The organism is Aeromicrobium sp. SP1, from assembly GCF_055663785.1.
Genome location: NZ_JBQVVK010000001.1, coordinates 1,217,167 through 1,242,904, shown reverse-complemented (window position 1 = coordinate 1,242,904; position 25,738 = coordinate 1,217,167). Strand labels below are relative to the sequence as shown.

Genomic DNA, 25,738 nt, shown 5'->3' with positions numbered 1-25,738 from the left:
GCACCATCTTCTCAGCGCAGCCCCAACCGGTCCGCGAGCAGGGCATATCCGACGAACGCGACGAGGTCCAGGACCGTGTGCGCGACGACGAGCGGCATGACCCTGCCGGTGCGGTGGAACCACCAGCCGAAGACGACGCCCATGATGGCGTTGCCGACGAACGGCCCGAAGCCCTGGTAGAGGTGATAGCTGCCGCGCAGCAGGGCGCTGGCGGCGATCATGGCGGGCACGCCCCAGCCGAACTCGCGCAGCCGAGTCATCAGGTAGCCGACCACGACGACCTCCTCGAGCACGGCGTTCTGCAGTGCCGCGAGGATCAGGACGGGCACGGACCACCAGTAGAGGTGATCGGGGCTCGTCACGATCTGGGCCGTGACACCGAGCGCGCGGCCGACCGCGTACACGCCCAGGCCGGGGATGCCGATGACCGCCGCCAGGACGACACCGGCGAGCAGGTCGCGGCCCGGTTGCGAGGCGTCGAGTCCCAGCCGTCGCAGCACCGGCGGACGGTTCTCGTCCAGGCCCAGCAGGTACAGGGCGAGCGCGACCGGCACGAGCGCGAAGCCGATCGCGAGCAGCTGGTAGGTCAGGTCGAGCCAGGCGACGGCGTCGCGGGACTGGTTGAGCCCGGCGGTCGACTCCCTCAGGGATCCCTCGGAGAGCTTGCGGACGAGGCTGACGAGGGCATAGACCGCCGACTGCCCGAGCGAGAGGCCGAGGACGATCCAGACCTCGGCGCGGAGCCGGCGGGTCACGCGATCACAGATCGTCGGTGGCGAACGTGTCGCAGGAGTTCAGGTTGCCCGACTCGTAGCCGGTCGTGAACCAGTGCTTGCGCGACTCGCTCGAGCCGTGCGTCCAGGTGTCCTGGTTGACCCGACCGCCACCGAGCGTCTCCTGGATGTGGTCGTCGCCGACGGCGGCCGCCGCGGACAGGGCCGAGTCGATGTCGGCGTCGGTGAGCGGCTTGATGAGCGTGTCGCCGTCGGCGTCCTGGGTCGTCGCGGCGTGGTTGGCCCACACTCCGGCGAAGCAGTCGGCCATGAGCTCGATCCGCACGCCGTTGCTCTTGGCGCCGGTGCCGCCGTCCTGGTACTTCGACAGGATGCCGAGAATGTTCTCCACGTGGTGGCCGTACTCGTGGGCGACGACGTACATCTGGGCGAGGTTCCCGCCGTCGGCGCCGTACTGGCTGCTCAGCTCGTCGAAGAACGAGGCGTCGATGTACACGCGCTCGTCGGTGGGGCAGTAGAACGGTCCGGTCTGGTTCGAGGCCGTGCCGCAGGGCGACTGCGTCGCGCCGGAGTAGATGACCGTCTTGGCCTGCCGGTACTCGCGGTTGATGTCCTGGGGGAGGGCGTCAGTCCAGTAGTCCTGCACGCTGTTGACGGTGCCGACGATGCGGCAGACGTCGTTCGCGTTGGCATCGGCGCCCGTCTTGCACTCGCTGACGTCGACGCTCGTGCCGCTGGAACCGCCGGAGAGGATGTCGTTGACGTCGAACGCCGAGGAGGAACCGCCACTGAGCGGATTGCCGCCGAGGAAGACGACGAGCAGCATGAGCAGCAGTCCGCCGATGCCGCCTCCGGCGATCGCCCCGGTCTTGCCCCCGCCGCCGCCGGTCACCTGGCTCGTGTCGAGGTTCGCTCCCTCGTTGAACGTCATGGCGTGAGTCTAGGGCGGCCACGCGCCGTTGGCCCGCTCGCTGCCGACCGGTGGGGGACGGCGTCCGCACCTAGGCTTTCGGCCATGACCACGACGACCGTGCCCACGCTCGCTCTCGGCGGTGACGACCTGGAACGACGGCGAGGCCTGCGCCGGATGCGCACCGTGGCGACGTCCCTGCTCGTGCTCGCCGCGATCGTCTTCGTGGTGACCCACGGACTGGACGGTGGCTGGGAGTACGTGAACTCTGCCGCGGAGGCGGCGATGGTCGGTGCGCTCGCCGACTGGTTCGCGGTGACGGCGCTGTTCCGCCACCCGATGGGCCTGCCGATCCCGCACACGGCGCTCATCCCGCGCAAGAAGGACCAGCTCGCGGCGAGCCTGCAGGACTTCGTCTCCGAGAACTTCCTGCGCGAGGACGTGATCCGCGAGCGGATCGCCGCGGCCGAGCCGGCACAGCGCATCGGTGCGTGGGTCACGGCGCCGGGCCGGGCCCATCGGATCGTCGACGAGGCCTCGCGGGTGGCGGCCGACCTGCTGGGCCGGGTCAAGCGGGAGGACGTGCAGGCGGTCATCACCGAGATGATCGTGCCGCGCATGATCGAGGAACCGCTCAGCCCTGCGGCGGGTCAGCTGCTGGCCGAGGTGCTCGACGAGGGCGCGCACACGGGCCTCGTCGACCTCGGCCTCGACGAGCTGTACGGCTGGCTCGAGCGCCATCCGGAGCGGATCACGGGCCTGATCAAGCAGCGCGCTCCGGACTGGGCGCCGAAGTGGGCGAACACCATGATCGCGGATCGGCTGTTCCGCGAGGCGCTCGAGTGGGTCGACGACATCCGTAGCGACCCGCAGCACGACGCCCGGATCGCCCTGGACCACTGGCTCGTCCAACTGGCCGACGACCTGCAGCACGACCCCGACACGATGGAGCGCGCCGAGCGGCTCAAGCGGCGCCTGCTCACGCAACCGAAGGCCGCCACGACGACGGTGCGGCTCTGGGACTCGTTCCGTCGCGGCCTGGTCGAGGCGCTCGGTCAGCGCGACGGACTGCTGCGCCGGCGGGTGCTCGAGGAGATCGAGAGCCTGGGGGAGCGGCTGAAGACCGATCCCGAGTTGGCAGCCCGGGTCGACGGCTGGGTCGGCGACGCGGCGGCGTACGCGGTCAACCACTACGGGACCGAGGTGGCGACCGTCATCTCGGCCACGGTTGAGCGCTGGGACGGCAAGGAGACCGCCGAGCGGATCGAGCTGCACGTCGGCCGCGACCTGCAGTTCATCCGGATCAACGGCACCGTCGTGGGCGGTCTGGCGGGTCTCGTCATCCACATCTGTGGACAACTGCTGTGAATGAATTGCGGCCGCCTGTGGACGTGAGCGCACGGCAGTGTGGACAACCTGTGGATGGCGAAATTCCCTGAAAAGACTTGTCGAAAAGCACTTGTGACGTGGGTCACGGTGCAGTAGAAATGTCTCACGCACTCCTCCGGGAGAGCGGGAAGGAAACCCAGATTCCCTTCATGTGGACGGCGCAAGCCCGAAGCGAGGCGGTTGGTGATGCAACGGCCGAAAGGATCACCACGGGCGACCGGAAAACGGGAGAGAGCATCACGTTCTCTCGACGGAAGGCCCCGGGAACTCATACTTCCCGGGGTCTTCTTCGTCGTGCAGCGTCGATCAGACGACCCGGTACGAGACCGTGCCCTGCGGGGTGGAGACCTCGACGACGGCCCCGTGACCCAACTGGGCGCCGCGTCGCAGTTCGGGGCTACCGTCCACCGTGACCCCGCCGTCGGCGATCATCGCGGCGGCATCGGCTCCGGACTCGGCGATGCCGACGTACTTGAGCAGCTGGCCCAGCCGGATCATGTCGCCGCGGATGGGGACGTCCTCGATGTCCATGTGTCCAGTCTGCCGCAGGTCGGACTCCTCAGGGCCGGGGCCCGATCTCAGTCGCTCCAGGCGTTTGGTAGAGTTCATTGCTGCACCAGTTGCACCACTGTCCGGGTGGCGGAATGGTAGACGCGCTAGCTTGAGGTGCTAGTGCCCGGTTACGGGCGTGGGGGTTCAAGTCCCCCCTCGGACACACTCGACAATGTGGCCCTGACCAGCGGAAACGCTGGCGGGGCCACATTGCATTTGTCGCCATGGGGGCACCATGGGGGCACATGTGGCCGCGCGGGGCGCCCCGATGACACCGAACGAGGGTCAGAGGAGCACCCAGATGGCATGGATTCAGAAGCGTCGGCGAGGTGACGGATACCCGGAGGCGCTGCTTCCGCGGGCCGTCCGTCGCCGGTCGCTCGACGACGCCGATGAGGTCGGAGCAGTGCTGGTCAGCCGGCTCCGACACGCCACTCGAAGCCCCGCCGGGCGACTTCGTCGAGACCCCCACTCGTCGCAGGGTTCCTCCCGCCCGTGACGGGCGCCATGCCTGCGGATATGGCGGCCTCACGCGACGAGCGTCGCGACGCCATCGAGACACGTGCCGCCGCACTTGCCTGAGGTGCAGCAGATCGACGTGAACCGTGGCTCCGCAGGCTCGGTACGCCTCCGGCAGCGGGGAAGTGGCGGACGCAGTGGCTCCGCGAGGTTGCCATCGTTCCGGCTTACCGCGACTGATAAAAGATCGCTGGGACGGCGACGCTTGGGCGCGTGAACACGGACAGGCAGCGGTTGGACGCAGCATGCGCCGCTCGCGCCATGCATAGAGCCGCCAGGATCGCCGCCAACGCCCCGACCGCGGCCAGACGGGCGCGTCGCGGCAGAGTCACACGCAGGGCATCGCACGCTTGCCGCAGGTACAGACTCCTTCTTACTTGTCCACGGAGCGGCTGCGTGCGAGTGACTTCGACTCGTAAGGTCGCGTACTGGTGAGGTGACAGGAAGAGAACTCCGATGACCTACCTGTAGCTGCGCCTAGTCTTTCCATCAAGGCGTGGCTTCAACGCACGAAGGTCGTTCGCGTCGGCATCCGGCGAGCCTGACAAGAGTCCTCCTCCGGGTAGCCACAGAGTTCGAATCGCTCCACGCCACGGCCCTAGTCGCGGAATAATCCAGACAAGACGTCGGTAACTCGAGAGTTTTGTTCGGCGTCAATCGCGTCGCCGCTCAAAGAAATCGTTCGAGGAGCTGTCATCAAGGCCAACGCTTCAGAGTTGCTCATCGCCATTCTCGCAGTCTGGCGAGATTGGGAGCCCAACCGTGATTGGTATTTGCGCGAGTTCGTTCCGCGAGTGGTGAGAGACGGCCCGTCGACAGGAAGAACCGCCGAGGAACGCTCGCTGCTCTCAGACCTGCGGGCTGCGCTCGAGAGCGACGAGTGGGAAGCGCTCGCCAATCTCCTCAGCAAGTCTCAGCGGGAGAAGCCGCTCTCGATCCGCCAGAAGCGGAAGGAGCTTGACAGGAATCGGATTCTCCGCGCTGAGAAGGAATCCCCAAGACTGTCCGATGAAAGAACACGTGAGGAATTGCGTCTCCGCCTCAGCGAGGATCTCGACGCGGACCTGGAGTCCGCAATCAAATGGCGAGACCGACACGACCCGACGGGACTACTCTCCGAGTCTGAGGTCGAAGATGCGGTACAGCAACGCGTTGAGCCATCGTTCGTCAAGCTTCCCCGCGACTCGAACGGGAGTGTCTTCCAACCGGACGGACCGCAATCGATGGTGGTGGCAGTCAAGCGGAACCACGCGCTTGTGAGGGCGCGAGCGGGGAGTGGCAAGACGGCCACTATGGTTGCCCGGACGATTTGGCTCATGAACTCGGAACGGATCGATCCTGGGCAGATATTGCTCTTGGCATTTAACCGGGCCGCTGCAGACGAACTGCGGGAGCGACTCCAGCGGCTCCTTCCCGAACAGCCCCTGCCACACGTCATGACTTTCCACGCCCTCGCGCATCGCTTGGTACACCCGCGAGAGCGGCTCGTGGCCGACTACTCGGACTCGATGACACCTTTGAGTGACCTCATTCAACACATCATCGATACTCTGCTGCGCGAGCCGCGCCAAGAAGCCCGTGTTCGAACCTTCATGATGAACTACTTTCGGTCGGACTGGGAACGACTGCTTGCACCGACCCCCACCGCTTCCGAGAGCGACGAGATCGCCTACCGATCTGATTTGAACCACGAGTCCATCAAGGGCGAGTACATCAAGTCATACGGCGAGAAGCTCATTGCCAACACGATGTTCATGAACGGTCTCGCAGGATCCAAGGGGTCGGGGGAGCCGTACTACGAGTACGAACACGCCACGAAGTGGCGGACTAGATCAGGCGACGACCGTTGGTATCGGCCAGACTTCACGATCTTTGATCGGGATGGTGAGCGTCGGATTGTGATCGAGTATCTGGGAATGAAAGGCAATCGCGGCTATGACGAGAAGACTGAGGAAAAACGTCTGTATTGGGAAAGCGCCGCCGTCGCATACCTCGAGTACGAGCCCAACGACATCCGCCGTTCGGGCTTCGGTGAAGGTCTGTGCCGCGACCTACGCCGGCACGGAGCGCCGCTACGCGAACTAGGCGATGCCGAAGCGTGGCAGCGCGTCATCAAACGGGGAGGAATCACACAGTTCACCAAGGCCGTCACGATGACAATCGGTCGGGCACGTCAACGCCGATGGTCGGGTGCGGACCTCAGGGCGGCTTGGCGTCGCGCTGGGGTTCGCGTCAACGAAGGCCCGCTCGCACACTTCGCGGATCTGACCGCTGACATTCTCGACCTTTACGAGCAACGCCTCGGCCAAGACGTCGCAGAGGACTTTGCCGGGCTGATGTGGCGCGCGGTCGATGAGGTGCAATCGAACAAGACGGTCTTCGGGAGCGAAGGTCGAGACGATGGCGATGTGAGAGAGCTTCAGCACGTCATCGTTGATGAATTTCAGGACTTCTCGCCGGTGTTCTACGAGTTGATTCGATCAATACTTCGGATTAACCCGGATGCCCGCGTCATGGCGGTTGGCGACGACTGGCAGGCAATCAATGGCTTCTCCGGTTCGACCACGGACTACTTCACGCACTTCGACCGATACTTTCACGACGCCATCAAACTCGACCTCTCGCGTAACCGACGGTCGGTTCGGACGATTGTCGAGGCTGGCAATGCCGTGATGAAGGAGCGCGGCATCCCGGCCGAGTCATTCAGGGAAGGCTCAGGAGGTATACGTGAGTTCGATCTCGTCAACTTCCAACCGACAGAGTTGGAGAAGAGGGAGTACGGGGATGATCGAAACTGGCGCACCGCGGCCTTGGTCCGGCTCATCAAGCACCACCGTGGTCACGGGAGAAGTATCGCCGTGCTGTCGAGGAGGAAGAACGGTGAGCGACAACTGGGTGGTGAAAGGCCGGGAACCCTTGACGACTACGCTCAGCGGCTGAGGAAGCGGCTGGGAATCCGTGACCCGTTGGAACTTCAATTCTCGACCGTCCACAGTTTTAAGGGCCGGGAAACTGACGCCATCCTTCTTGCCGACGTTAGTGGACAAAACTTCCCTTTCATTCACCCCACCTGGGCTCTGGGCCAGGTTTTCGGAGACAGCCTAGACCAAATCATTGAGGCCGAACGGCGGCTGTTCTACGTGGGCGTGACAAGGGCACGCGAATACCTTGACGTGATCGTCGACAGCCGAGACGCCTCGCCCTTTTGGACGGGGATTCACAATGTTTCGAAACGCGGGTGGGACCACGCGCACCCGGGCGAGGCATCGACCTGGCCATCGAACCCTGAGGCGAGAGACGGGTAAGCCAGGAATCTGGCATCGACGAGGGTTCGACCTTGAACTGATCCAACGGTGAGCCTCGGGGCACCTGCGAAGGGTTTGTCTGGCAGGAGGCCGCGCGGGATCACGCGTACTGGCCGAGAGTTTTCCCAATTCCGTAGTTGAAGGGCTACCCGTCGATGCCCAATTTGCGAGCAACGGCCGGCCCACCGACATTGAGGATGTAGTCGGGGTCGCCTACGACCACAAGTTGATCGGTGGCGCGTGACAGACCGACGTAGAGGCGTTCGCGAGCTCGCTCGCGGACCTTGTCCTCATTGATGCAAAGGACGATGGCTCGGCGTTCGAGGCCCTTGCAGCCCAGCACGTGTCCGTAGAACACGTCGTCGTTGTCCCAGAAGTTCTGCCAGTAGCCCTCCTGGCCGTATGCCTCCGTGCGTTCGATCTGGACAGGGTGACGCCTGCCCGTCGTGAGGAGGCAGACGTGTTCAGGTCGCCAACCGCGGTCGAGCAGACGGTCGATCTCGTCATCCGCGGCGTCGATTGCGTTTGTTGCTGTCGTCGGCACGAATCGCACGTCCACACCGTCACCGCCACGGGAGTACATCCGGCTCGGTGCCAGAGTGCTGAACGTCTCGTGGATCTGCTTCGTGTTGCGGAGGTTGTGATCCAAGACGAGGGGCACGAGGTGAACAGGTGGTCGGCCGAATCGGGCGAAGAGGCGCTGGTTTTCGTCCGAGTAGACGTACAGGCCTCCTTCGCCTTCGTCGCGCAACGACTTGAGCACAGGCTGCCACCAGAGGTCTGCGAAGTCTTGCGCCTCGTCGACGATGATCGCGTCGTACTTGTCTTTGTCGTCCAGCGCGGCCGCGAGATCGTCCATCTGGCGGGGGAGGCCCTCCTCCCAGAAATCGTTGTCGGAGCGGTTGCCCGCGGGTGGGGCTCCCCATTGGATACCGAATTCATGGAACGTCCCAACAAAGGCGGGGCGTTCCTTCCGGCCCCAGGTATCAACCTCGCGTTTGAGATACGCCGCCAATCCGAGTGAGTAGCAGATCAACGCGACGCGCTGTGGCTTGCGATCGTTCCGTCCCTTGGTGAGTTGTTTCGCCTGCTGCAGCGCCAGGACGGTCTTTCCGCTGCCTGCGCCGCCCCGCACCTCAATACGGGGAAGTAGGCGAGTGACCTGCAAGATCGTCGCCTGTTCCTGGGTCAGTCGGTCAGCGGCAGCTTCCCGGCCAAGTGCCTCGGCCTCGACGTCGAAGGTCGTGACGAGTCGACCGGTCAGGATCTCCCGAATGAGGTCGATGTCGTCGGAAGTTGGACTCCGCCGGCCGTGGGCCATCTGAAAGATGTTGTCGACCATCCGACCGCGCAGGTCCTTGAGGTCGTCGCGATCGTGAAGCGCATAGCGCGGGAGTTCTGGAACGTCGAACGACTGTGGAAACTGGGAAAACGGGGTGACAACACCATGTGCCCAAGCAAGCCGACCGGAACTCCAACGTGGATCGCCTTCGACGTAGGCACGGACTGCGTACTTGGCATCCCGGGCCTGGTCGACCGGTTGAATGCGGGTCGGCTCACCGCTCCGTCTGATCCGCCATCCTTCCTCGTCGTGCCATACGCTGCCGCCCTTGACCTCGAGCACCGCCACGCCCACCCCGGGTAGGAGCAGGATGAGGTCGGCTTCGTGATCCTTGGTCGAGTCAGTCAGCCGGAAGTTCGTGATGAGGACATCGTCGGGACCAAGGGCATCTCGTAGCCTCTCCCACACCACGCGCTCAGAATCCGTGGTGAACGCAGGCGATTCAGGGATCAGCACGGAGTCACCTTAGTCGCGGCACGGGGAGACTGGTTGGCTTTGGCGTTAGCCATCCGTTCAGGCTCATGGCCACTCGCCACGAGGGTTGCGAGCGGTGCCCGATAGGCTCGTGAGCCGGCGATCGGAGGCGTTGTGGCTGAGAAGCGGATCAACTGGTCTGCGGACGAGGTGATCCTCGTTGCGGCTGTGGTCATGGAGAACGGCTGGCGTGGCTTCGAAGGCTCGTCGGAGCACGCGGAACGGATCTCCCAACTTCTTCGGGCAGCGCCGTTTCATCCGGTGGAGGATCGCGGCCCGAGATTCAGAAACGCGAACGGTGTCGCTCGGAAGTCGTACGACATCGCGACGCGCCACCCTGGATACACGGGAACGCCGACGAACGGAAGCCGCGTAGACCGCGAGGTACTCGAGGAGTTTCTCACGGACCCTGATGCCATGCTCGCTCGGGCTGTCGCGATTGAGGCGGCAATTCTGGCTTGTGAGGATCCCTGGCTAGGTCCAGAGGACGAAGCCGATCAGGAGGAGCCGGCCTCATCCGTTGAAGGTCGGGCGATCCAGGCGTTTCAAAGGCGATATGAGCGTGATCCGAAGTTGCGGGCGCTCAAACTCGCAAGTGTCGTCCGGGCGGGCCAGCCGATCGCCTGCCAGACGTGCGGCTTTGACTTCGGCGCCTTCTATGGAGAGCACGGCGAGGGGTACATCGAAGTCCATCACGTCATCCCGCTTCATTCAACGGGTGTCACCACGACGCGTCTGGAGGACTTGGCCCTACTGTGCAGCAATTGCCACAGGATGATTCACCGCCGACAGCCGTGGCTCAATCCGGGCCAACTTAGTTTCCAGATCCACCGAGCCGCACGAATCCGCTCAGGCTCGTAGCGCGCCGCAAACGAGAGCGAACGCATGTTCGACGGCGCGCCGCCAATGGTCTGTCTCAAGCGGCGCCTAGTCTTAAGGCATGAGTGTGCCGGCGTTCCGATTCATTGACCTGTTCGCTGGAATCGGCGGGTTTCACGCTGCGCTCTCGGCGCTGGGCGGAGAGTGCGTCTACGCCGTTGAGGTCGATGAGAAGGCAGCCGCGGTCTACGAGCGCAATTGGGGCATGAACCCTCTCGGGGATGTCACAAAGGACGCGAACGAGCACGTGATGAACGTTCCGGCGCACGAGGTCTTGGCGGCGGGCTTTCCTTGCCAGCCGTTCTCGAAGTCGGGTGCGCAGAAGGGTATGGAGGAAACTCGCGGGACTCTCTACTGGAACATCCTCCGCATCATCCAAGAGCGACGGCCCAAGGTCGTGCTTCTCGAGAACGTTCGAAACCTAGCTGGTCCGCGTCACTTGCACGAGTGGCAGGTGATCATCGAGACGCTTCGCGACGAGGGCTACCGAGTATCGGAAGTTCCAGCCGTATTCTCGCCACACCTCCTCCCGCCAGAGCGCGGAGGAAGGCCACAGGTCCGTGAGCGAGTCTTCATCACCGCCACATACGATCCGGACGGGCTCACGGGCAGTCTGGACGTCGAACCGCCGGTCGCGACGGGACGCCCGGTCGACGGATGGGTGCCGGGAACCTGGCACCTCGAGGACCTACTGGATGACAGTCAAAGCAGCGCCGGTTGCGACCTGACGCAGTCCGAGCGTCTGTGGATCGACGCCTGGGACGAATTCGTCCAGACATGGTTTGAAGAGACTGGCGGCCGTCGTCCACCGGGCGTGCCCATTTGGGCGGACTCCTGGCTGGATGTCTGGAACACGAAGTCGGCGATGCGGCGAGCGTTCGGGCGTACCCCGGACTACCGCGAGTTGATGGAGTCAGATCCTTCACTTCCGCAGTGGAAGGCCGGGCACCTCGCCAAGAACTATGCATTGTTCGTCGAGCACGAGTCGTGGATCAAGCCTTGGACACGCAAATGGGGGATCTATACCGAGAAGTTCCCTGCATCGCGCCGGAAACTTGAGTGGCAGGCTCAGGACACGCCGCGGTTGTGGGACACCGTGATGCAACTTCGACCGTCAGGCATCCGGGCGAAGCGGCCTACCTACCTGCCGGCGCTTGTAGCGATCACGCAGACCTCGATCATTGGACCCCGGGAACGGCGCCTTTCTCCGCGGGAGACAGCTCGGATGCAAGGGCTTCCTGCGTGGTTCGACTTCGGTGATCAGCCGGCGTCGGCCACCTATCGGCAGATGGGCAACGGCGTGAATGTTGCTGCGGTGTGGCATGTCCTGCGTGAGCACGTTGCCCGTGATGAAGACCTGCTCAAGCGGTCGGCACCTGGGCGACGACTTCTTAAGGCAGTTCTCGACGCGCCGCTGTCACCTGACGATGCGCTGGTTGAAAGACACTAAATCGACGCACCGGTTGAAGCCAGTTCTGCTCTCAGGGAGTAGCGCGGGCGGCCTCGGAGTAGATCAAGAAGTTGTCGATATTTCGTTTGTTGATCATCACCTTGAGGGCGCGTGCGGCCCCGTCGACCTGTTGGCCCTGAGCGAAGTCCCCGAGGACGACGTGGAAGTTCGCAGCGTTGAGTTCGAGGATGCTCATCTTCACGAATTGAACGGATGCCTTGAATCGTTGGGAATATGAGAGCGGGTCATATTCCTTCCGGCCCCGAAATCCGACGGCGCGCTTCCACTCGTTCCACGCGATGGTCGCGAGGTCGCCATGATTGCGGGCGTGCTCGGTCGTGTGCTCGTAGATGACGTACCAGAAGCGCCCGTACTGCTCCAGGCACCGCTTGATGTCGGCCGCATCGTTGCCGGGAGACTCGTGCTTCGTGACGTCAGACGCCTTCAAATCTCCGTAGAACTCGATGATGCCAGTATTCTTGAAGGCCAGGTCGTAGTCGAAGAGCCCTTGGGTCTTCACTTTCTGGTACTCGATGTTCCCGATGAGGTGTTCTCGCCGAAGGAACGAATCGAGCCGGAACTCGACGTAGAAGCCGGGCCACTCCGCTTGGAACGTGTCAGGCCACCTCGCGGAGTGCATGTCCTTGACCGCATCGAGCGAGTTGAGGCGGGCTCCGTGGAGGAACTCGGCGTTGAAGCGCCGGAAGACATCGACGCGGGGTTGGGTGGGCGGTGCGACGCCGGTGAGGTAGCCGGCAAACTGATCGGCGCGGACGCTAGTGAGCCGGTTGCCGTTACGGTCGACTCGCGAGAACTGGCCCAAGGTCTGTGCTTGGAACAGATCGTTGGTGGCGACATGGGCAGCAGAGTTGTTGGCTTTGCGTTGCACGTAGGTGGTGGGATCGAAGTCCACGAAGATCGTGACGTCTCGGAAGTGGTAGATCCCGACAAATCGCGGGTCCAGCCCATCGGCTCGAGCCTGGCGCTCGACCTCCAGCCACTTCTTGGGGATCTGAATGCGCTTCTTGAAGCTGGGCCACGGGTGACCGAGATGGGTGACCTGCTTCTTCAGAATCACACGATCGTGGAACCGGACGACTCGCTCGCCCGCGTAGGTCTCGACGCTCGCGCCTGGCAGTGCGCCGAGAAGCAGCCTGTTCTTCTCGTCGTTGCTGAGCGTCGCGTCGACGTCCTCGACGAGCTGACCATGCGGCCCGATTTGGTCAACAACGACGGAGCCCATCAGCGGAGCCTAGCGGCGTGCACGCTGGCGTCGCACGACATCGGATGCGATCGATGCCTCGATCCCACATTCCTCGGCGGTCACGTCAGGAGCCAGCGGATGACTCGAAGCGGATTCCGCAGGGCTTCGAAGACGTCGATCTGCGCGGCACCGGCTTGGCCGTGGGTCGCCGCCACTTCGTTGAACGCCTGCACCTGGTGGTCAATCGCGAACTCCTCATGGGGTCCGGCGCCGTCGCGCACCCACAGTGGGTGCCCGAGAACGACGGCTCGACCCGATGAGGCCCGATGCACGTATGGGACTCCCGCGCTGGTTTCGGCAGCAGTCAGACTCGACGCGATGGCGGACGTCTCGATGCCGTGTGCCACCCGTCGTCCAGGTTCGGCCCATCGGTCGAATCTCACGTTCTCGCCGGAGAGCAGGTCGAGCATGTCGAGTGCGAGTCGCCAGTCGAGTGAGCCGTGGAGACGTCGGTTGTCGTATGAACGCAGGCAGTTCAAACAGGAGCTTGAGCATTCGGCATGGGAACCCGATTCCCATTCGTCGATGAGACGCTTGCGCGTGTCGGTGAGCAGCGTCGCAAAGTTCGCTTCGGCACCGAGTTCTGCGGCGTAGCCCGCTCCGTTGTCGAGGGCGTCGGCGATGAACACGGTCTTTCCACCTGCTTCTCCGTGGTGAAGGCCGAGCACCAGTTCCTGGGGATCAATGTCAAGGAGTTGCTTGGCGCCGCGCCGGAGGACTTCGGCGAGTGACCAGTACGCGGGGAGACCCGCCGGGAGAAGCCTCGCGGAGGCCGGAATCGTGCGCCCGGGGAGGGCGTCGGACTCAAGCCCGACCGTCAGAACGTCAGTGATCCGCAGCTCACCGATGGCGATCTTGTCGAGCAAGACCATGTTCGCTGGCGGCCAGCTCTTCACGTCGCCGAAGAGCGAGACGTCGTCCACGAGCACGGTGCCCCAGTCGTTGGCGACCGGGAAGAGGCTTCCGTTGTTGTCGTTGACCTGGACCAGTTGTGCCTGTTCGAAGGTCTTGATCCGCGCGGCGTGGACTTGGACGTCTCGGTCGGGTGGCCCGACAGTGGAAACGGCCTGGCTGCCGGCGTTGGGCGACTCATCATTGACGTCGTTGTAGTCCGCGGATTTGAAGGTGGTCCTGAACCCGAGTGGTTGGTGCATCGGGAAGATCGCCAGTTCTTCTGCGCAAGAAGGACAACTTTCCGATTCCGGTGCCACCACGGTTGACGCGCACTCCTGGCAGGTCCCAATCCTGATCGCCTTTCCGAGTGGATCGGTGGCGCTAACGCTGCCGTCGTAGTTTCGCTTGAAGTTCGCGAAACCGGCGACAGTATGCACGGCGCCGTCGCGGACGATCCGAGCGCCGGGCGCGAACATGGACACCGCCTGGTTCAGTGGGCGGTCGGCCACTGTCGCAGCATCGAGCTCACTGAACCGTTTCGGCTTCCTATGCACGAGTCTGCGGACTCGGGTCGGGAACCCGAACATCGGCAGAACGCCGTAGGTGGCCAGGAGTTCACTTAGTTCGGCAGTCGGCTGATCCTCGCTGACCAGCGCGTCGCGGCCAATAGCGTCGTTGATGCTCTCGATGAGGCGTCCCGACAACACGTCACCGCGAATGCGACTAACCTGCGCTTCGGTGAGACCACTGTTGATCACGTATGCGTCGATGACAGGATCGACGTTCGCTGGTGACCTGAGCCAGGCGTGAACAAGGGGTTGCCTGTCGCCCCATTCCGCTGTCGCGCCGAACGAGCCGTGAAGGCTCGACGGGCTCCATTTGGGTGGATTCGGCAGGTCGCGGAAGGCTCGCCGCAACAGTTCAGCGGCGATGACTCGCTGGACGATGCGCGGCCGACCCAGATCGAGGAATGGTTGCGGCGGGACGTCGCCTGTCATGCGCCACGGAGTGCGGTAGTGCTCGTCGTCGTGGGTGCGGTCGCGACAGACGGTGACCGCGTAGGAGAAGGACTGTCCTGATCGGCCAGCTCGGCCAACGCGCTGCTGGTAGTTGAACCGTTGCGGCGGCATGTTCGCCATCAGGGTCGACTTCAAGGATCCGATGTCGACGCCGACCTCCATCGTGGTGGTGACGCTGAGCACGTCGAGCGGGACTGTCAGATGATTTTCCTCGGGCTCGGGGAGCAGGACTTCCTTGAAGACACGTGCGCGACGTCGCTGTTCCTCGAGGGGTTTCGTCTGCCCGGTCAACTCTGCGACAGCGAGCCGCCGCGGTTGACGGCGGGCTAGCCAGGAGTAGTAGTCGTCCTCATCCAGTTGCCCTGAGTGTGCAGTCAATGACGCTCGGTGACAGTCCGTGTTCGCGCACACGCCCCCGGAGGTGTGCGCGTGTCTGAAGCCGCAGTTGTCGCACACCCACGCGGTCGAGCCGCACGGCACGACTTGGAGGGGAACGGACAGGTTGGACAACTCCAGGAGCCAGTCACGCGCGAGTGGATGATGCGCGGTGATGTTCAGGGCGAGCCACTCGTCGATGTCCTCGACGTCGCACCCATGCCTACTCGCGAGCGCCTTGAGGTAGGGCTGCAGGACTCGAGGAGCCTGGACTGACGGCTGCTTCTCGCCGCTGGTCCAGCGCTCCCGAAGTCCAAGGATACGAATCACCGAGCAGATCACATCGAGTGCACCATCCTCAGGAATTGGTCCCTTGGTGGGAAGGAACGAGGGCGCGAAGTAGGCGATGCCCATCGACTCGAGGTCGCGTCCCGCTCGTCCGAACAGCGCCTCCGCGAGGGAGACGTTGAGCATTTCCATCTGCATCGAGTTCTGCGTGTGCCGTACTGAGGGGTTCAGCGGCTGCCACTCGCTCCCGCTCGGAGGATCGAATGCACGCCACCATGGCTCACCGTCCTGGAGCGTCAGCTTGCTCGGTCCTACCCCCGCCGGCGGGATGCCGAGCGCGACGAGTTCCTTCGCGAGTTCTTCACGCAGGTCCGCGTAAGCGATCGCATCGCCGGCTCCGGACTCCGAGATCGCAGCGGCAACTGCGGCGGCCTCGTCGTCGGTGAGGCCCTGATGCACGCCGCGTGCCATGAGCCCGAACTCCTCAGGGTGGGCGTCCTTGAACGCGTCGAAGAGTCCCTTTTCAGCCGGCGACAGTGACTCAAAGCGAAGTCCCCGACCAAGGATTTCGGTGAGGTCGGGCCCGGGCGCGGCGATGATCTGTTGAGACACCTGGCGAATCACGTCGCGGTAGTGGTTCAGCGCGATCCCGGCGGCTGTCCGCGCTGCGTCGTCTCGCGAATCGGTGAAAACGATCGTGCGGCTATCCGAAGGCTTGTCGCCCATGCTGCGCACGAGTTGCGACAGGTAGAGCTGGGTGGCTTGAGCGGCGCCGGCTGTGTGCGCACGAATGGGGGAGCGGACGTTGCTGGCAAAGAACTTGTCGCCGTGGTTGTATGCCACCTTGTCGCAGCGCGGGCAGCGATCGGGAATCGCAGGAATTCTGACGTTGGTCAAGGCCTCTGGCACGGCCGAGCGGAGGGTCCAACCGTTCTGACTGTCGTCATTCTCGATCAGCAGGCCGGTGGAGTAGTCGAGGTTGGCCGGAACGAACGCGAAGCCGACTTCGGACTTCTTTCCGCCGCCGGCCGACTTCGTCCAGTCGAGGCTTTCGACGCTCGGTCGGCGGTCTCCGGGCCAGAACCACTTGAAACTGCTGTCGTCGCGTCGAAAGACTGGTCCGACCTCGTTGGCGACCTGACCGACATTGACCGATCCGATGACGGATCCGTTGGGGGGCTCACCGTCCTCGGGACGAGTCGTGTCGACGATGAACCCACCCAGGCTCACGTCACCGCAGGAGTAGCAGTAGAGAAGTTCGAGTACGCGCGACCCGCAACTGTCGCACGCCAGTTCTGGTCGGCCGAACAGTTTGCCGATAAACCGCTGCTCGCGGTGGGCCTCATCCACGTCGTCGCACTTCGGATTGCAGCACGCCCACATGCCGCGCATGGTTCGCACGAATTGGTGCGCGCGGAGTGGGATGGCATCTGGTTCCGGCGGACTGGACGCGAGTCGCTCCAGAGCCGAGCGGATGAGCGGCGACTCATGGTCGCCGAAAACTCGTGCAGCGATGTCTCCCGTGGAGGTGGCCCTGAATCGTGACGACTCGTCTGAGAAGCACGCTGCGGCGAGGCGCTCGCTCACAGCAGTGTTCGTCATGGCGGCGAGCGTCTCGCCGGTCAGGACATCGCTGGAGTTGCGGACGACGTCGCGAGGGATTCCCGCGGTGACGTGGAAGCTCGACGCGTCCGCGCCGAAGAACTGCTGGAGGAAGCCCAGCCCTCCCTCGTCGTTCGAGAGCGATGCGCTGGTCGCGATGATGCGCAGTTGCGGCGAATTTGGCGTGAGCCCGAGTCGGTTGATGAGGTTCCTCACCACGAGGGCTACTTCGCTACCCTGCGTGCCGCGGTAGAGGTGGAGTTCATCGACTACCAGGGTGAAGACGTGGTCGGGCGACTCGTCCAGCCAGGCTCGCGTGGAGGCGAAAAGGTTGTCCTCCTGATGCCGCATCAGCATGGCGTTGAGCATTGAGTAGTTGGTCACCAGGATGTCTGGCGGTGTCTCGACGATGTCCCATCGTACGGCGAGTTCGTGCATGGACGGCTCGCAGAACTGAGCGAGGTCGTCTTCTCCCTTGCCGGCCTTCACCAGTTTGGAGAAGTCGCGGGCCATGTGCCGCAGTTCCTTGGCGACCTCGCGTTCAGTCTCTGATTTGGCGGCGGGACGATTCGTTGACCCCAACGTCACGCCCGTGTATCGGCCGAACCACAGCGGTCGACCGGGCACGCTGGTGCCAATCCGCCGGATAGCGCGCCGCAATCGCGTCATCTGGTCCTCGACGAGGGCGTTTGTGGGGTAGAGCACGAGGGCGCGGACGGCCGCCGGTCGCGACTCATCGGCTCGCACCGGAGACCAACTGGCATTGCGGCGGGTCCACCAGTAGTCGGGTGCCGCCTGCTCCGGCCATGTGAGCGCTTCATCAGCGATGCGCAGCAGCACTGGCAGGAGGAAACTCTCAGTCTTGCCCGAACCGGTGCCGGAGGTCACGACCACGTTGCGGCCGGGAGAGTCCCCGGGGCGGAAGTGGTGCAGGACCGACTCTGCCTGGTGCCGTCGCAACCGGATCTCGTCACCGGGCTCAACGAAACTCCCGAAGAGCCCATCGCCGACCGCATTGGCGGCGCTGTCGCTCACGCCCGCCTCGCCTGTCGTCTCGAGGAGACCGTCCGATGCGGGATAGGGAAGAACCGGCTCGAGGAGACTCTCGCCAACGAGATCGCCGCCTGCCTCCAGAACACGACGTCGCTCGGTCATCAGTTGCGGATTGCGGAGCCAATAGGCCGTGTCGATGTAGCGCAAGTACGCCGCGGCCAGATCATCGCGCAGGGTAAGTGGAGTGGTCGTCACGGTCGATCCTCAGTTGGCGAGCAGGGAGTGGAGGCGATCGGCAACGTGCTTGGGCACGTTCGGATAGCCCATCGAGCGAGTGCGAAGTGACTTCTTGGGTGGAAGCCCCGAGCACAACATGGCGACGCGACCATAAAGGCCAGGTAGGTCGGCTCCCAGTGGAACTAGAAGCGTCTCGGACCCTGCCAGATGTGCGAGCAGGGGACGGCGTGCTGCCCGGGCGGCGAAATGCTTCACGAGTTGGATCGACGCCTGCCGGGCGTTTCGATCGAGCGCTCCCTCGTTATCGACCCACCACGTAGAACGGCGGAAGGTCTGCTCGATCTGATAGGCACCGGAAATGCCGATGCCTGGCACGGGTACCCAGGAGGCGGTCGAAAGATCGAACAACTGGGTCTTGGAGTACTGGGGCAGCGGGGAACGAGGGAGCCTAGCTTCCACGGCGCTGAGCGGGGGAAGCGCATCGAGCATGCGGTTCACCGCGTCAGGCACTACGTAAGCATCGAGGTCGAGTTCGACAATGATCTCTTCCAACCTGGCCGCAGGTACGCCTCGGGCGAACCAGGCGGACATCGCGTGCTCGCCCGACTCTTGGTCGAGCCGACCTCCTGAGGCCTCGAGCGCGCGGGACAACTGGTGTCGGGCTTGTTCAGACCAGACTCCGGCCAAGACGAAACCGCGATTGGCGGTCTCGGCGAGGTAAGCGGGATTGGCTTCCCACTCCTTCGGTTGGAGCGTGGAGATATCGCGGCGCACGTCGATTTGGCCGAGTCCCTCGAGGGTTCGAACGAACTCGTCGAGGAACAGGCTGCTGCCTTCGGCCTGGGAGGCGATGCGTTCGAGTGACCCGAGTCGTCCTCCACCCACGTGCACCAGCGCGTCCAGGCAAGCGTTCCAACCGACGGGCGCGTCGCTGCTCACCGGCAGGGAAGAGAAGTCGTGCTCGACCTGAACCTGCTCCGATTCGAGTTTCTTCCATCGAGGCCGGCCCGGGTACTTCTTCTGAATGCCACAGGTCCTGCAGGTCGCGTCGATGCTTCCGGACTTTCGTTTGCCGTCGTGGACCTGTGCGATGTCCATGACGTGGCGGCCGGTCACGACGCAGGAGTTGGGATCTGTAGGTCCCAGCACGACAGGCGGCGTTGACGTACGAGGTCCCGAGGATCGCGTGGTGGCCCAGGTGGGCGTGCCCGGTGCGTCGACAACTGTCGGTTGGACTGCGGACGTTCCCGTGGCGTATAGGCCATCGACGACATGGGCGCTTTCGTCGATAGCGTCGGATGCGCTCAGGACTGCGGACGCGTCCGCGAGTTCGTAGTTGAGCCTCGCGCAGGTGTTCCAGGAGACCAAGTCGGGTGTGTTTGCCGATCGCAGTCGTAGCACCGTTGACGTCACGGCATCGCCGTTCACCAGGAGTGTGATCTCGTAGTCGCCGTCGGCCAATCCCAGACCCTCAGTTGGCACGACCAGCGCGGTGTCCGTCGAAGACCAATCACCGATGGTGATTGGGTTGTCGGTGAGTTCGGCGAGAGTCACGGAGATGGCATTGGCGTCGGCCACCACGGCGCGAATCTCAGGCGGCTGCAATGACGACCACTTCCGGATCCGTCCAGGTAGTTTCAAACCGCCGGCGAGCGTCAATTGCGCCGTCGTCGCGGGGACCAGCACCTGCAGATCGGTTCGCTTGACATCGACCGGCACGGACAGCAGTTGGGCGCTCTCGATGAGGATCCAGCCGATGGGAAGGCCTTCGAGGTAGGTCTCAGCATCCGCGGGATCAGAGCGACGGACGTCACCGTGTCGGCCGTATCGGCCCAAGATCTCTAGGGTTCCGTTCACCAAAACTGGATCGTCCTTCACGAGCACCAGCAGGTCCTCAGCCAGTTGTGCACGATCAGTCTCGACGAACGAGCCGAGGAGATCGTCCTTCCTGAACGGGACCACGACGCGCGGACGCCGGGTTACCGAGGTGTCCGATGTCGGATCCTCGAGGCGGATGACAGAACCTGCAAGGGAAGTTGAATCGAGTTGGCTTCCCGGGATCGGCGCCACGCGCGATCCGGGTACTGGGTTCACACCCAGCCGAGGTGAACCTTCGGCCGACGAAATGCAAACCTCCGAAGGGAGTTTTTGACCACGGAACTGTGCGACGAAGGATAGTTCGAGGGATCGCGAACCCCACCGCTGTCGCACCAGAGTGGTAAGACGCAGCGACCCACTAGGCGCGCCTGTCTCGCCGCTGGCGGGCAGTGCGCCGTCCCAGTGCTGAAGCTCAATCGCGACGACTCCCGAAATCCGCTCTCGAGCCGAGCTGGAGTTCCAGAGTCGACGCAAGTTGCTGCTCACCGGTGAAGGAGTCTGAGAGATCCACTCGTCGAGCATCCGCTCGATGTCGACAGGGACGATCTCCGAACCGGCCGCCAGCCCGTACCGGGCGAAGAACAACGGGAGCCGGGCGCGGTCATGGGCCCTGATGAGGGCCTGGGACTGAGGGAGACCGACATACCGATGGCCGAGCGCGTACGCCGTCGGCAGTCCCGTCTGACCTTCGTTCGATTCGAGGAACTCGTTGAGCCCGCGCCACAGTGCTTCCGTCGCGGGAAAGTAGTGCCGAAGCCGATTCATCCCTCCGCTCGGTACGTTCAGGAGTTTCGCCAGCCGGGGATAGTAGGCATGCGCAGCCATGCCGTCTTCTTGACCCATCTGTGCCGCCGTCATCACCAGAGCCGTGAGCAGAGCGATCGAAGGCGGTGGCGATGACACCATGCCACTCCGCTTCTGAACCGCCTGGGATGCACTGCGGACGATGTTGCGAGCACGCCACTCCCGGAAACGCTCGGCGTGTTCGCGGAATGGATTGCCGTCGACATCGAAGTTGAGAGTAGATGCCACGGTCTCCGCCAGATGGCTGGCAGGATCCGAGGTGTCGAAGCCAGCCTTGCTGCAGCACGTGGCGAGAACCGAATCGTCAGAATCCAAGTAGACTGGAATGTCGGCAAATTCGAGCCCGAAGAACTCAGCCGCCAGCACATCGTTCCAGTGGTCATAGTCGGCCCACCGTGGCTCGCGGCCCATCCGTTTCTCCTACCCTCGCTGACTGTCTTGAGCGAAGTTAACCGAGATCACCGACAGGTTTTGCGATTCCCAGAAACGCTCCCGAAAGTCTCACCTGCCGGACAAGCCCTGCAGGTGACCGACCTCCCGGCAGTTCTGGAGGGGCGGATGCATCGCTATTGAGCTGTGCTAGCGAGTTGGAGCCGTCCGGTGGTTGGACGATCTCGAACTCGGCGACGAGCAGGCGCGAGCCCCTCCAAATGCATCCGAGCGCGGTTCAATCCTCGAGAAACGGGGTGAGGCGACTCTCAGGCCTGAAAGGGGCAAACCAGTTGTCAATGTCCATTGGGGTCATTCCGCCTGGACCGAACTTTGGGTCGTTCTCGAAGCCGTCGTACTCGGGCGCGAAGAGGTAGTCGTGGTCGAGGTCCTCGAACAAGGAGTCTTCGAGCGCCGCCCTCCACTGCTCCGGCATTCGGACCTCATATGACTGCGCCACGACTTCCATTTCATCGAGAAGGCCCTTCAGGACGAGTTCATGAGCGACGCAATCTGGTGGGCTCCACCCGCGCGACTCTCTGCCCGTGAGTTCGACCGCGGCCACTGTGAAGTTGTTCGCGAGTCCGGGCGTCATACGGTGCCAGAATCTGCCTGGGAGCAGAGCCAGCATTTCCGTTTCAGGCATGACGTCTGCCCATTGCCCGAGCCAGTTCACGTCACGAAGGTCGAACTCGTTGATGCCGCCGGCATGGATCTCGTCGGCTCCAAGGTGATGTACGTGTCGGTCGACGGGCCAGGCAATCTGCCGGGAACAGTCCAAGGTTGGCCACCCGCGTTGGACGACGACCCCGAACTCAAAGCCTCGTTCGACGCGGCGGACGACCTGGAAGACGCGCGCATACCGCCCACCAAGAGCGAGCAACCGTCGTTCGTGATTGGAGTCAGCGCCACGCCGGGTGCAAAGTCCGGACCGATGCGCATCACCTACCGCATCGGCGACGCGACTCAGACGTGGACAGGGACGACCAACTACCGCGTTGGTGGCGCGGCTGGTTGTTAATGGGAAAAGAGGTGGCGTCCCGCTCTTCAGCCCAGTTCCGCCGGTTCGGACAGCCATCATTGCGACCGCAGGTGTTCGAATGACTCCGTGTTGAGACAGACTCTGAGCATGAAGTGGACGCGAGACGGACTCACGAAAATAGGTTTCGAGGGATTCGTACGATTCGCTGAACTGACCGACGAGGCCGTGCCGCGAGGTCCGGGGGTTTATGTCGTGCTTCGGGAATCCAGCGACCTGCCCGAATTTCTCGACGCGAGCCTCGCAGGGCGGTTCAAGGGCAAGGATCCGTCGGTCAGCCGGTCGACGCTGGAGAATGCCTGGGTCGAAGACGCAAATGTGCTCTACATCGGCAAGGCCTCCGCGGGGTCTTCCGGTCGCCGCGGACTCGGGACGCGGATCAGGGAGTATCAGCGATACGGCGCGGGAGAGCCGATCGGACATTGGGGTGGCCGCTTCATCTGGCAGTTGAAGGACAGCGCCGACCTGCTTGTCGCGTGGAGGGAGACTCCGCATCAGGACGCCGAAGAATTCGAGTCAGAACTGATCGGCGAGTTCGTCGACGACTGGGGCGCACGGCCTTTCGCAAATCGCAAACTCGGGCGTCGGTCCGAAACGAAATGAGCAGCGTGTCGAGTTGCAGCCGCGAGCCGCGAGCCGCGAGCCGCGCCTACCCGACGCCGTTCGTCGTGACGTGCGCCCTCGCTAGCGCATTGATTCTCGCGGCCACTCGACGCAACTGTGTCCGGTCGTGGTCGCCCGGTTCAGTCAGCGACCACGAGTACTCAGGATGCGCAACGATCAACTCGACCGAAAGGGCGCTGTCGACGAACCCTCCGCCGGAGGATCCGATCCACGCGTCTGCGTGCAGTTCAGCGTGCGTGAACTCGTCAAGTGGGTACGTCTTCCCCTCGCACACGAGTCGGTGGCGATAGACGGTGATGGGTCCGAAGGCCTCCAGCGGTTCATCCTCTCCGCCAACCTCGTTTGAATCTGTCATCTCACCTACCCGATCGCTTCGACACACCAGCCACTATGGCGGAATGGGAATCGATCCTCTGTCATAGCCCGCACCATTTCGCGAGACGCATCACAGTCGCCGTTGGCTCCAGGCCGGCGCGAACGCCCTAGCGTTCGCTACTGAGACCGCCTTACGGGTCATATCCGTGAACTCTCGGTGATCGTCGCGACGACGGTTGCGATCTGCCGCAATTCGTCGTCGACCTCGGCCAGGGTGCTGGTGGGTGGCAGGCCGTAGCGGGCCCCGAATAGGCAGGCTCCCGTGTCCTGGGCCACCTTCATGCCCCAGCCCTTGCCGAGCCAGCGCGGCGCTCCAGTAGCGACCATCGCCTGCCAATTCTGTTTGTCGATCGGATGCGCCGGTCGTGCTGTTGTGGTCTGCCAACCCCGACCGTCACGTGGGGCCCCGTCGTCGTCGAGGAGATGTTCGGCGAACAGCCGGTGCAGCAGTGGCCAGTCGAAGTCCTCCGAGGTGGTGACGTGCTCTTGGCGGAGGCCAAAGAGCACCACCGGGCCCGGCAGGCGATCGCGGTAGGGCCGCTCTGGGTTCGGCTTCCACGCGTAGGCCGTGAGACCTTCCTGCAGTTCGACCGTCACCAGGTGCTGAGGTGTGGGGGAGTCGCCCCACATGCGTATGGCCCAGTTTCCACCCCCGGACGACTGCATCATGTCGTGCTCGAGTTCGCACCATTGATCGAGTTGACTGGAGAGCCAGGCGACTCGGGCGCGGAGAGCCAACTCCATTCCCGGAGCATCGTCGGGCACGTCGTTCCAGATCGTGTCAGGGCCCACCGTCGGGATCAACGCGTCGAGCGATGTGAGCCAAGCGGAAGCCGTGGCGCGAACCCATGAATGGTGGCTTCGAGCATACGCACCGAGCACCGTCTCCCACGTGAGCGACGACCACGTGGATGCGCTGAGGTTGACGGGCAATCGAGCGAGGTGAAGCACGCGATATGCGGAAGCCCCGGGAAACGCCGCAAGGTAGCGATCGAGTTGACGTGGGCCGAGGTCGGACAGCAACTTCGCCTCGATCACCGCGGCTGGAACTCCACCGCGTTCAAGAAGGAGATCGAGCCGATCGGACCGCCGCGCCACCTCGGCCGGGACGCTGACTTCTCGGCGCAGAGTGTCAAAATCCACTCCCAGGAGTTCCTGCATGGGCACCGGGTCGGTTGAAATCAGAGTTGCGAGCAGGTCGGACCACCGATTCTCGTTGGCCGCGGGAACCACGAAGGACAGATCAGGAGGGACGATCTCGTTGGCCACAACCTGATCGTATGAGCGACAGCGAACGGACCAAACGTTCAGGTCCTTCGATTCCCCGATCAGCGCGAGCTGCGGGCTGACCTACTCGCTTCGAGCCGGTGAGCCTGACGTTCAGTCGCCGCTGACGACTACCCCGAACGGCAGGTCATTCCACTTGTCGGTCCTTCCAAGTTCTCGTCGATGCTCCGCATAGACCTCGTAGTCGTCCGGACCCCAGGAGTTCCACAGGTCGCCTCCATCGGGTCCGGAGGGATCCGCATCTTCGGAGAATCGCCATGGCCCTCGCACCCGGAGTCGGTTGACCCACACCAAATCGAGTCGTTCGATTCCGATGAGCGTGTCGGGCGGCAGTTGTCCCAGCCACTCGACCAAATCGCCGACCGTGCTCCCATCGAAATCACCCATCAGCTGCATCGATTCGCGCTCCACTCAAGTTCGGTTGGGCCGGACTCTGACGATTGACGAGCGGTGACGACAGATGTGGTTTGGTACACGTCACCAGCGGCGAGTCCGAAGTGCAGGCTAGGGGCTCGGTGGCGAACTCGTCAGCAAATTCGTTGAGGAACTCTGAGCGGAACGATCGCCCGCCGTGCCCAGGCGTACCCAGGTTTGACCGGCGGGTCATCGCCGCGTTCAGATCATGCTCTCTGCCCAGTTCGCGGTGCTCCGAAGCGGGAGTCATTCGGTCGCCCGTGGCCGAGGCTGGGCTCCGGGTCGGGGTCTGTTCGGAATTTTGTGTAAGTGAAGTGGCGTGATGTCCCCGGCGGTGGTTCGGGGCGGATTGAGAATCACGCATATGAATGAGTTCGATGAGGCCGGCGAGGATCGGTCGGCGATGTTGCCGGCGGTCTCTGGTCCGGACATGACGGATCTGGCTGAGCAGTCAGCCCTCAAAGTGCTCTACCTGGCCTGCATCCAACGCGAGCACAACCGGCCGAATCTGACCGGACAGATCAACGGCTGGAAAGCCGTCTTGAACACCCTCGCCATGACCTACGGGGAACGGCTCGAAGCAAACTAGCCATGACCACTTACACAGAAATCAAGACAGTCCCGTTACTGAAGTACGAGTGGTCTCGGCCGTGATCTCGATA

The 25,738-nt window shown here is 63.5% G+C and carries 16 protein-coding genes, 1 tRNA gene and 1 pseudogene; 8 read left to right on the top strand and 10 right to left on the bottom strand.

What is annotated here, in order from left to right:
* Positions 1-11: 11 nt before the first annotated feature.
* Both ACT26F_RS06125 and ypfJ read right to left on the bottom strand, forming a co-directional pair.
* Positions 12-755 (bottom strand): CPBP family intramembrane glutamic endopeptidase, encoded by a 744-nt coding sequence (locus ACT26F_RS06125; RefSeq protein WP_471669616.1) that lies wholly within the window; start codon positions 753-755, stop codon positions 12-14.
* A 4-nt stretch (positions 756-759) separates the two neighbouring features.
* Positions 760-1,665, bottom strand: a complete 906-nt coding sequence (gene ypfJ, locus ACT26F_RS06120) for a KPN_02809 family neutral zinc metallopeptidase (protein ID WP_471669615.1) — start codon at positions 1,663-1,665, stop codon at positions 760-762.
* Between the two features lie 84 nt (positions 1,666-1,749).
* Here ypfJ and ACT26F_RS06115 point away from each other — a divergent pair, with 84 nt between their 5' ends.
* The gene (locus ACT26F_RS06115) at positions 1,750-3,012 is read left to right on the top strand and encodes a DUF445 domain-containing protein (protein WP_471669614.1); all 1,263 of its coding nucleotides are present in this window, start codon (positions 1,750-1,752) and stop codon (positions 3,010-3,012) included.
* A 327-nt stretch (positions 3,013-3,339) separates the two neighbouring features.
* Here the strand turns inward: ACT26F_RS06115 and ACT26F_RS06110 are convergent, their stop codons facing one another.
* On the bottom strand, positions 3,340-3,564 hold the full coding sequence (locus ACT26F_RS06110) for an RNA-binding S4 domain-containing protein (protein ID WP_471669613.1): 225 nt from the start codon (positions 3,562-3,564) through the stop codon (positions 3,340-3,342).
* Between the two features lie 99 nt (positions 3,565-3,663).
* On the opposite strand from ACT26F_RS06110, the gene ACT26F_RS06105 reads away from it, so the two are divergent.
* A tRNA-Leu gene (locus tag ACT26F_RS06105) sits at positions 3,664-3,748 on the top strand.
* Between the two features lie 1,072 nt (positions 3,749-4,820).
* Positions 4,821-7,409: a UvrD-helicase domain-containing protein gene (locus ACT26F_RS06100; protein WP_471669612.1), complete on the top strand. Its 2,589-nt coding sequence runs from the start codon at positions 4,821-4,823 to the stop codon at positions 7,407-7,409.
* A 145-nt stretch (positions 7,410-7,554) separates the two neighbouring features.
* On the opposite strand, the gene ACT26F_RS06095 is transcribed toward ACT26F_RS06100, so the two are convergent.
* Positions 7,555-9,207, bottom strand: coding sequence for a nuclease-related domain-containing DEAD/DEAH box helicase (locus tag ACT26F_RS06095; RefSeq protein WP_471669611.1), 1,653 nt, complete (start codon positions 9,205-9,207; stop codon positions 7,555-7,557).
* 132 nt (positions 9,208-9,339) lie between these two features.
* Between ACT26F_RS06095 and ACT26F_RS06090 the strand changes: the two genes are divergently transcribed.
* Together ACT26F_RS06090 and ACT26F_RS06085 are read left to right on the top strand one after the other, a co-directional pair.
* Positions 9,340-10,086 (top strand): HNH endonuclease, encoded by a 747-nt coding sequence (locus ACT26F_RS06090; protein WP_471669610.1) that lies wholly within the window; start codon positions 9,340-9,342, stop codon positions 10,084-10,086.
* Positions 10,087-10,165: 79 nt separating this feature from the next.
* Complete coding sequence (locus tag ACT26F_RS06085) at positions 10,166-11,554, top strand: DNA cytosine methyltransferase (RefSeq protein WP_471669609.1); 1,389 nt, start codon at positions 10,166-10,168, stop codon at positions 11,552-11,554.
* Between the two features lie 31 nt (positions 11,555-11,585).
* On the opposite strand, the gene ACT26F_RS06080 is transcribed toward ACT26F_RS06085, so the two are convergent.
* The 4 genes from ACT26F_RS06080 to ACT26F_RS06065 all read right to left on the bottom strand — a co-directional run bounded on the left by ACT26F_RS06080 (position 11,586) and on the right by ACT26F_RS06065 (position 21,773).
* Complete coding sequence (locus ACT26F_RS06080) at positions 11,586-12,797, bottom strand: hypothetical protein (RefSeq protein WP_471669608.1); 1,212 nt, start codon at positions 12,795-12,797, stop codon at positions 11,586-11,588.
* 80 nt (positions 12,798-12,877) lie between these two features.
* Positions 12,878-18,244, bottom strand: coding sequence for a DEAD/DEAH box helicase (locus ACT26F_RS06075; RefSeq protein ID WP_471669607.1), 5,367 nt, complete (start codon positions 18,242-18,244; stop codon positions 12,878-12,880).
* 9 nt (positions 18,245-18,253) lie between these two features.
* Entirely contained in the window at positions 18,254-21,319 is a 3,066-nt protein-coding gene (locus tag ACT26F_RS06070) for a hypothetical protein (RefSeq protein WP_471669606.1), read from the bottom strand.
* 256 nt (positions 21,320-21,575) lie between these two features.
* Positions 21,576-21,773 (bottom strand): hypothetical protein, encoded by a 198-nt coding sequence (locus ACT26F_RS06065; protein WP_471669605.1) that lies wholly within the window; start codon positions 21,771-21,773, stop codon positions 21,576-21,578.
* 63 nt (positions 21,774-21,836) lie between these two features.
* Here ACT26F_RS06065 and ACT26F_RS06060 point away from each other — a divergent pair, with 63 nt between their 5' ends.
* Positions 21,837-22,358 carry a hypothetical protein gene (locus ACT26F_RS06060; RefSeq protein WP_471669604.1) on the top strand — a complete coding sequence of 174 codons (522 nt, stop codon included), beginning with the start codon at positions 21,837-21,839 and terminating at the stop codon, positions 22,356-22,358.
* A gap of 108 nt (positions 22,359-22,466) precedes the next feature.
* Positions 22,467-22,979 carry a hypothetical protein gene (locus ACT26F_RS06055; RefSeq protein ID WP_471669603.1) on the top strand — a complete coding sequence of 171 codons (513 nt, stop codon included), beginning with the start codon at positions 22,467-22,469 and terminating at the stop codon, positions 22,977-22,979.
* Positions 22,980-23,513: 534 nt separating this feature from the next.
* Here the strand turns inward: ACT26F_RS06055 and ACT26F_RS06050 are convergent.
* Both ACT26F_RS06050 and ACT26F_RS06045 read right to left on the bottom strand, forming a co-directional pair.
* Positions 23,514-24,644: a hypothetical protein gene (locus ACT26F_RS06050; RefSeq protein WP_471669602.1), complete on the bottom strand. Its 1,131-nt coding sequence runs from the start codon at positions 24,642-24,644 to the stop codon at positions 23,514-23,516.
* Positions 24,645-24,755: 111 nt separating this feature from the next.
* Entirely contained in the window at positions 24,756-25,073 is a 318-nt protein-coding gene (locus ACT26F_RS06045) for a hypothetical protein (RefSeq protein WP_471669601.1), read from the bottom strand.
* Between the two features lie 448 nt (positions 25,074-25,521).
* On the opposite strand from ACT26F_RS06045, the pseudogene ACT26F_RS06040 reads away from it, so the two are divergent.
* Positions 25,522-25,665: pseudogene (locus ACT26F_RS06040) on the top strand (IS256 family transposase); the annotation flags it as partial.
* Positions 25,666-25,738 lie beyond the last annotated feature (73 nt).